The organism is Salinibacter sp., from assembly GCF_042218895.1.
Lineage (GTDB): Bacteria > Bacteroidota > Rhodothermia > Rhodothermales > Salinibacteraceae > Salinibacter.
In genome coordinates this window covers 22,947-30,440 of the sequence record NZ_JBDGQQ010000047.1, presented here as the reverse complement: position 1 = coordinate 30,440, position 7,494 = coordinate 22,947, and the positions used below count along the sequence as shown (strand labels likewise).

Here is a 7,494-nt window from a genome sequence, read left to right as displayed (position 1 = left end):
GGCTGTCCGATCGAGGAGGATAGCTTGGCAGTCCTTCCCCGAATTAGAACACGTGCGGGCCCCAGCAGAGTTTATCGAACCGTTTCCGTCCGAAGAGTCGGGGTATGTTTCAACCGGCGAGGTAAGATAGAGGAATTCCATATCCGAGAGGCATCCCGAAGTCCCAAACACCACAGGCTGATAATCGGAATTGACCGCCCTCGCATGGCGCATGCGCGGGCCTACGTCCAATTCAGCCACGGTTCGTCCCGTACTCCCGAGAGATTACCCATTGGTTCCTATCCTACCTTCCGGCACAGCGGGTCATGATACTTCTGTGATACATGGGGCTTGGAGTTCTTCTGGACTTCGAGGCCCAGGCGGGGCCTCGTGATAGAACTGTGATGAAAGCACGCGGTGTACTGGTTTTTCTGTATGTGCTGTGCAAGACCGAAGAGATGCTCCCGCTCCGATGTCGATGCTTGCTGTTGGAACCGCCCTCCTGGCGTTCCTTGGTTCGATCTCTAAAGGGGCAGCTCCCCCAGACACGACCGAGACAGAGCGTCCCCGTACCCTTCGAGCCCATCGTGCCCCGTCGCCCCCCTCAATTGACGGGCGGCTCAACGAAACGGCCTGGACCGGGGCGAGCGTCGCCCAGGGATTCCGGCAACTCCGCCCAAACGAAGGGAAAGAAGCGTCCCAGCGCACCGAAGTGCGGATCCTCTATGGACGAGACGCCCTTTACGTCGGCGCCACGATGTACGATGAACGGCCCGAACGCATTCAGGACCGACTCACCCGGCGCGACCAATTGAATCAGGCCGACTGGTTTTCGGTGTCGATTGACTCCTACTTCGACCGGCAGACCGCCCGCACGTTTGCGGTCAACGCGGCGGGAGTGCAGCGCGACGGGGTCGTTCGCGGGGGCGGGGCAAATCCAGTGACGGCCTCTTGGGACGGCATTTGGCGCTCCGCGGTCCGGCAGACGGCACAGGGGTGGATCGCGGAATTGCGCATCCCCTACGACATGCTTCGCTTTTCCTCGGTAGAGCGACAGACGTGGGGCATCCAATTTCGGCGCCGCATCCCTCGGACCGGCGAGGTGCTAGAGTGGCCACTCGTCCCGAGCGCAGAACGCGGGGCCAGCCTCGTGGCCGGGTACGGCCGCCTCACCGAGCTCCGAGACCTCAATCCCGACCGGCGTCTCCAGGTCACCCCTTACACGCTCGGCCGACTGCGGTCTCAAGAGCAAAGTGAGGACCCGGTGCGCACAAACCTTCGGTCTACGGTTGATGTCGGCGGGCACTTCGAGGTGGGCGTGGGGGCGGCGGGTGCAACCCTGCAAGGTACGATCAACCCGGACTTTGGACAGGTGGAATCGGACCCCTCCGTGCTCAACCTCACGGCGTTCGAGACTTTTTTCGACGAGAAGCGCCCGTTCTTTCTCGACGGCACCGACGTTTTTGACTTCTCGCTGGGGTTTCGGTCTGAGTTGCTCTACACACGTCGCATCGGGGCCAATGCTCCGGTCATCGGGGCTCTGAAGCTCACAGGACGATCCGATCAAGACCTGCTGTACGGGGGCATGGTTGCCACCACTGGGCGCGACTTCGAGCCGGGCCGATACTACGGCGTGGGGCACCTCCAGAAACAAGTGGGCCCGATCTCGACAGTTGGGGGCATGGTGACGGCCTACAGCGGTCCTCTCTCAGACCGGACCGGTCGTCGGCGGAGCCTGGCCGGTGGTCTCAACTGGGATCTCCGCTTCGCCGACAACACGGGGCAAGTGAACGGCTACGTGAGTGGCACGCATCGTCGAGGAACGGGATCGCCCATTGCCGGGGTCGCAATGAACGCAGAGGTGGGGCGAGTGCGGAGCAACTGGAACTTCAACGTCGGCTTTCGGCTCCGCGACGACGACTTCGACCCGAACGACCTGGGGCGGCTGCGCGCGAATAACTTCTTTCGGGTGAGCTCCTTTCACACTTATCAGTTCAACGGTGGGCAGCCGGTGGGGCCGTTCCGAAGCCTCTCCGGCAACTTTAATGTGGACCACAGCTGGTCCTACCAGACACGCCGTAGTCTCGGGCTTTTTACATTTCAAAAAATCGACGCGCTCACCGAGAACTTTCGGCCGGTCGGTCTTCGGTTGGAGGGCGACTACGTATTTGGGGGTGTTGATCAGTTCGAGACGCGGGGCCTCTGGCCCCGAGCGCGTCCGGCTCGTGGGACCGGCACGCTGTCGCTGGGCACCGATACGCGCCGGGCCTGGCAACTGACGGCCAACCTGTCGGGCACCGCCCGCACGGACGGAGGGCGAGCGTGGTCGGCAGGGCTGGACGCGGAGTGGAACGTGGCCAGTCGGCTCAAGCTCTCCGGCAGCCTCTCCTACCGGCAGGAACTGGGCGTCGTCGAGTGGGCCGCCAACGAAACGTTTGTGCGCCGCGGCCCAGACCAGTGGGCCATCGGCAGCGAAAGCGCCTCGCCCTCGGCGCTCGGCCCCGATGCCCTGAGGCCCCTCGGGCGCGGGACCGACCAACTCGCGGCCGCCCTCTCAGGCGTCTCCACCGCTGGCACCTCGATTGGGGGACAGCCGACCTACTACGCTCCGGTGTACGGACGCCGCGACACCGAACGCCTCAACCTCACGCTGCGGTCGAACGTGGCGCTCACCAAGGACCTTTCCTTCGAGTTCTTCGGGCAGCTCTTTGGCGCCCGCGGGCGGTACCGCGACTTTCAGATTCTCTCTGATCGGGACGATCTGAATTCCTTCGATGCCTATCCGAAGCGGCACGACTTTGCCCGCAGCAGTTTCATCGCCAACGCGGTGCTGCGGTGGGAATTTCGGCCGGGGTCGGAGCTGTTTGTGGTGTGGTCGCAGGACCGCCGCCTGCGCCGGACGGAGCCGTTTTTCCGCGATCGGCGCAGCAGCTCGCCATACAACCGTCCGGCGGGACGAAGGCTGACCGACGCGTTCCGGGACGTGCCGCGCAACGCCTTCATCGTGAAACTGCGGTACACGATCCGGTAGCTGGGGAGAGCGAAACACTTGATGCACTGCGACCACAAAGCTCTTTGGGCGTCCCAACACGCCAAACCATCCGCATTGGTCACCACTGAGCCAAGGCCCTCATTCTCTCATGGACACGCCCCGACACGTACTTTTCATCGAAGACGATCCGGAGATTGGCAACCTCGTCTGTGAGGAGCTCCGCGAGCATGGCTGCGAGGTGGACTGGCATAGGACCGGCACCGACGGATGGGCGCATTTTCAGCGAGAGGATCCGGCCCTCGTCGTGCTGGACCTCCGCCTTCCCGCGACCGACGGGATGGATGTGCTCCGGCGTATTCGCGAGACCGATCCCCACGTCCCGGTCGTAATTTTGTCCGCCAAGGCAGAGAAGCGGGACGTGGTGCGGGGGCTGGAGCTGGGGGCCGACGATTACGTCACCAAGCCCTTCAGTTCGAGCGAGCTCATTGCCCGCATCGAGGCGCTGCTGCGGCGGGTGGAGGCGGAACGGGACCGGCATGCCCAAGAGGAGGTCGAAGAAATTCGGGTTGGACCGCTAACGATTTACCCCAAGCAGCACCGGGCGCAGATGGCGGGCGACCCGGTGGACCTGACGTCGAAAGAGTTTGATCTACTCCTGCAGTTTGCCCAGCATCCGGGGCGGGCCTTCAGCCGGGGAGAGCTACTAAATCGCGTGTGGGGGGAGGAGTTTGACGGGTTCGACCACACCGTCAACACCCACATCAACCGTCTTCGCGACAAGATTGAGCCTGATTCCGACGACCCGACCCTCATCCAGACCGTCTGGGGCGTCGGTTATCGCTTTGCGGATCCACAAGAACTCGCAACGTCATGATACGCTCTGCGCTCCGGCGACTCTGGCGAAGCCTCTACGGTCGCATCTCACTCTTGTACCTGGGTCTCTCGCTCGCGCTTTGCCTGGCATGCGCCTGGCTGACGGTGTGCCACTTTCGCACCTTTATGGGCGCGGTGAACCAGCGGCTCGATCGGGAGCTGGCCGCCAACTTGGTGCCGCGCATCGAGGCGGCCGCGGCGGCGGACAGCACCACCTACGATCAGGCCGTCGGCCGCGTGGCCCGGCGCATCAGTGACCTCCGGCCCGCAGTGCAGCTCTACGTGCTCGACGCATCGGGCCACATCCAGAGCACATCCATTGAACCGCCGTACGTGAAGCGGGACAACATCAGAATGGAGCCGATCCAGGCATTTGTGGAGGGGGCGACCGCGCCGGTCCGGGCCCAAGACCCGGCCTCCACGACGGACCGGAAGGTGTTCTCCGCCGCCCCTATTGAAGGCCCCGATGGGCAGACCGACTATCTGTACGTAATCCTGAACGGCTGCAGCGCAGACGCGATCGCCGCCACGTTCAAACAGACCTACGTCTGGCGCACGTTTGGCTCCAGCCTGCTGCTGGCCCTCGGGTTCACCACGGTCGTGGGCCTGGTCCTGTTTTGGTTCCTCACGCGCCGGTTCCGGGCGCTGACCGGTGCCGTCCAGCGGTTCAAGGACGGGGAGCACGACGAGCGGGTGGACGACCCCGCGGACGACGAGATTGGGCAGCTCGGGCAGGCGTTCAACGAGATGGCCGACACCATCGCGGCGCAGGTGGCGGCCCTGCGCCGCACCGACGAGAAGCGGCGCCGGCTCGTGGCGCAGGTGTCCCATGACTTCCGCACCCCCCTCACCTCTATTCGTGGGCACGCCGAGCGGCTGCTTGGCCGCACCGGTAGCGGGGACGGGGCCCCGGACCGGCTCCCGGACGGTCCAGCGGCCGGGGATGGGGCGTCCGCAACGCCCCGCGATGACCGCGTCAAGATGATTTTGCAGAACGCGGAGCAGCTGGATCGCCTTGCGGGTCGGCTCCACGAGCTCTCGCGGTTCGACGGGCAGGGGTTTGATGTAGACATGGAGCCCTTCTCGATTGCGGAACTGGCCCACGACCTCGTCCTGAAGTTCCGGCCGAAGGCCGAGCGCCGTGGGGTCTCCCTGGACCTGAAAGGGGCGCCCGACGTGCCGCCGGTCCGCGGCGACATCGGCATGATCGAGCGCCTGCTGTCCAATGTGGTCGAGAACGCCCTTGAGCATACGCCTGAGGGCGGCGACGTCACGGTGCAACTCCGTACCGTCGAGAAGGAAGTCGAAGTGCGGGTGGCGGACACGGGCGTCGGCATTCCGAGCGACGAGCTTCCCCTGGTTACGCAACGATTCTACCGCGTGGAAGAGCAGTCAGGGAGGGCCGGCGAGGGCGATAGCGCCGAGGACCGCGACGGATCTGGGCTCGGGCTTGCCATCGCGTCGGAGATTGCCGAGGCGCACGGGACGGTGCTGGACATCGAGAGCACCCTGGGTGTGGGAACGCGCGTTCGGTTTCGGTTGGCGCAGGCGAGAACCCGTGACCGCACCTCTGGCGCGGGGGACGATTCGTAATGCTGGGACGCCACCAAAGCAGTGTTCAAAAAAGTGTTATTCGGCCCCAGAAACATTCGGCCAGATTGGTGCTCAGGGGTGATTCGGTGAGGATCGACAACAGAGTTCGCCCGCCTCCCCCTTTTTGACCAGCTTTTAGTACTGCTTCCGAGGTCTAAATCCCGGACGTACTTGTCCGTATCGAGGACGTCCTGGAGAGGGAGAACGAGTCTGCGTGGACACCTCACACTAGACTCAGGTAGGCCAAAATACTGAACCTCCACCATGACAGCGTATCTTCACTTTCCAGACAGATGGGATTCTTACTTGCATGCCACAGTTCTCCTTGGATTTATTTTCGGCGCGCTCGGGTGCGCTCCAGAGGGCTCGTCGACGAAGACCTCGGGAACGAGTAGGGAGAGCCCATCGCACGCCGTCGTTAAGGGGACTGTCCAGACTCTTGATGGTGACGCGCCTCCGGCCGCCCACGTGTCCGTTCACATGTACGGCAGCAGGTCGGCACTCCAGTCGGCAGAGACAAATCCAGACGGGTCGTTCCGGCTGGCCCTTGATACGGCTGGAATCGCCGAGGTGACCGTCGCAGCCCCGAACCGCGAGCGCATGTCGATCCGTCCGTATCTCCTGCGTGGAGACACCGTCTCCCTAGACGTGCAGCTCGCCGGCGTAAGCACGTCCGCGCTCCAAGAGCTCAAACTGATAGGCTCGTTCAACGATTTTGAGTTTCGTTCCGGGGAGGTCCCGCTGCAAGAAAGAAGAGGCACGTTCAGCGCTACGGTTCCGGCCCCTGAAGATTCGTTGACCTACCAGATTCTCGGTGTTCACGCAGGGCGGCCGCGCACCATTAGCGGCACGGAAGGCGACCGCCGAAGCTACCATCCCCGGCTTGGCTACAGTTCGGTCGTGCCAGCGCCGGAAGACTCTGTCCAGATCACGTTCGATCCCGCCTCGCTTCCGCCCGCGGGAGGAGCCACGCGCGCTAGATTTGCGGATTCGAGTTCCACGCCCGCCCGCTATCACCGGTTTGCAGAGTCTCTTCGGGAGCGTCATCAGACGTACCGAGAGGCCCGCCGTCCAGACCAGGACACTATTGACTGGTCGGTCCATCACCGCAAAGCCCGCGCTGCTGTGCAGAGCGCCACCTCCAGTCAACTCCGCGAGGCGTACCTTGCCACCTACCTGCAGTACACAGGGAAACCTGAGCCGGAATTGGCCCGCCGCGCGCTGAACTCGATTCCGGCGGACGATCCTGCGTGGTCACTGGGCGGGTTCCAGCCTCTACCTTTCAAGGCAGCCAACGAGGTCGGCGAGCGAGATACGTACCGCCCGTTTTTCTACGAAATTGTCCGGTCGAATCCGAGCGAAAAGCTCCGTGCGGGCATGCTGTTTCAGATGCTGAGTCAGGCCCACGCGAGAAACGATAAGAACCGGCAGCGGCTGCTTTATTCGTGGCTGGCTGGGGAGTACCCGGATTCTCCCTATGTCGGTATCGCCCGCAGTCGGTACAACCCGGATCGGCGCATTCAGGCTGGGGCAGACGCGCCGGACTTCGAGGTCGGCGCCCTCAACCAGGACCGAACGTTCACCCGAGAAGACTTTGCGGGCAAGTACGTTCTTCTGGACTTCTGGGCAACCTGGTGCCAGCCCTGCATCGAAGAATTTCCGACGTTGCGGAAGGCACGCCGCCAGTACGACCATGATGAACTTGCCATCCTCAGCGTGTCGCTGGACGCCGATCGAGAAACGGTGACGACCTTCCTGAAAAACCGCGACCTGCCGTGGAAGCACGCCTTTGCTGAAGGGGCGATGGACAGTAAGATTGCCAACCAGTTCGAGGTGACGGGGCTTCCAAAGCCGGTGCTGGTCGGGCCCAATGGGAAAATTGTGGCGGCCGAGCGTGTCCGCCTCCGAGGAGAGCGCCTCCTGCAGACGCTAGAGCAGGAGATAGGAACCTGAGGCAAAGATGAGAGCCTGGGGCTTTGTCTTCTCTGCTGGAACCAATACTCGCCGAAGGCTGTCTTCGTTGAAAACCATAGCGGAAAAGAAGTAAGCTTGCAGTC

General features: G+C 63.2%; 4 protein-coding genes. All 4 read left to right on the top strand.

What is annotated here, in order from left to right; translation table 11 throughout:
• Window positions 1-451 precede the first annotated feature (451 nt).
• The 4 genes from ABEL04_RS05280 (at window position 452) to ABEL04_RS05265 (ending at window position 7,390) form a co-directional block, all read left to right on the top strand.
• Window positions 452-3,010, top strand: coding sequence for a DUF5916 domain-containing protein (locus tag ABEL04_RS05280; RefSeq protein ID WP_375801342.1), 2,559 nt, complete (start codon window positions 452-454; stop codon window positions 3,008-3,010).
• 109 nt (window positions 3,011-3,119) lie between these two features.
• Window positions 3,120-3,845, top strand: a complete 726-nt coding sequence (locus ABEL04_RS05275) for a response regulator transcription factor (protein WP_375801341.1) — start codon at window positions 3,120-3,122, stop codon at window positions 3,843-3,845.
• Window positions 3,842-5,437, top strand: coding sequence for an ATP-binding protein (locus tag ABEL04_RS05270; RefSeq protein WP_375801340.1), 1,596 nt, complete (start codon window positions 3,842-3,844; stop codon window positions 5,435-5,437). The genes ABEL04_RS05275 and ABEL04_RS05270 overlap by 4 nt, the downstream gene beginning before the upstream one ends.
• A gap of 468 nt (window positions 5,438-5,905) precedes the next feature.
• Window positions 5,906-7,390, top strand: a complete 1,485-nt coding sequence (locus tag ABEL04_RS05265) for a thioredoxin-like domain-containing protein (RefSeq protein ID WP_375801339.1) — start codon at window positions 5,906-5,908, stop codon at window positions 7,388-7,390.
• Window positions 7,391-7,494 lie beyond the last annotated feature (104 nt).

Bases quoted from the DNA above. Each gene is read 5' to 3' on its own strand.
- ABEL04_RS05280 (WP_375801342.1), top strand. From the start codon at position 452: ATGTCGATGCTTGCTGTTGGAACCGCCCTCCTGGCGTTCCTTGGTTCG.
- ABEL04_RS05275 (WP_375801341.1), top strand. From the start codon at position 3,120: ATGGACACGCCCCGACACGTACTTTTCATCGAAGACGATCCGGAGATT.
- ABEL04_RS05270 (WP_375801340.1), top strand. From the start codon at position 3,842: ATGATACGCTCTGCGCTCCGGCGACTCTGGCGAAGCCTCTACGGTCGC.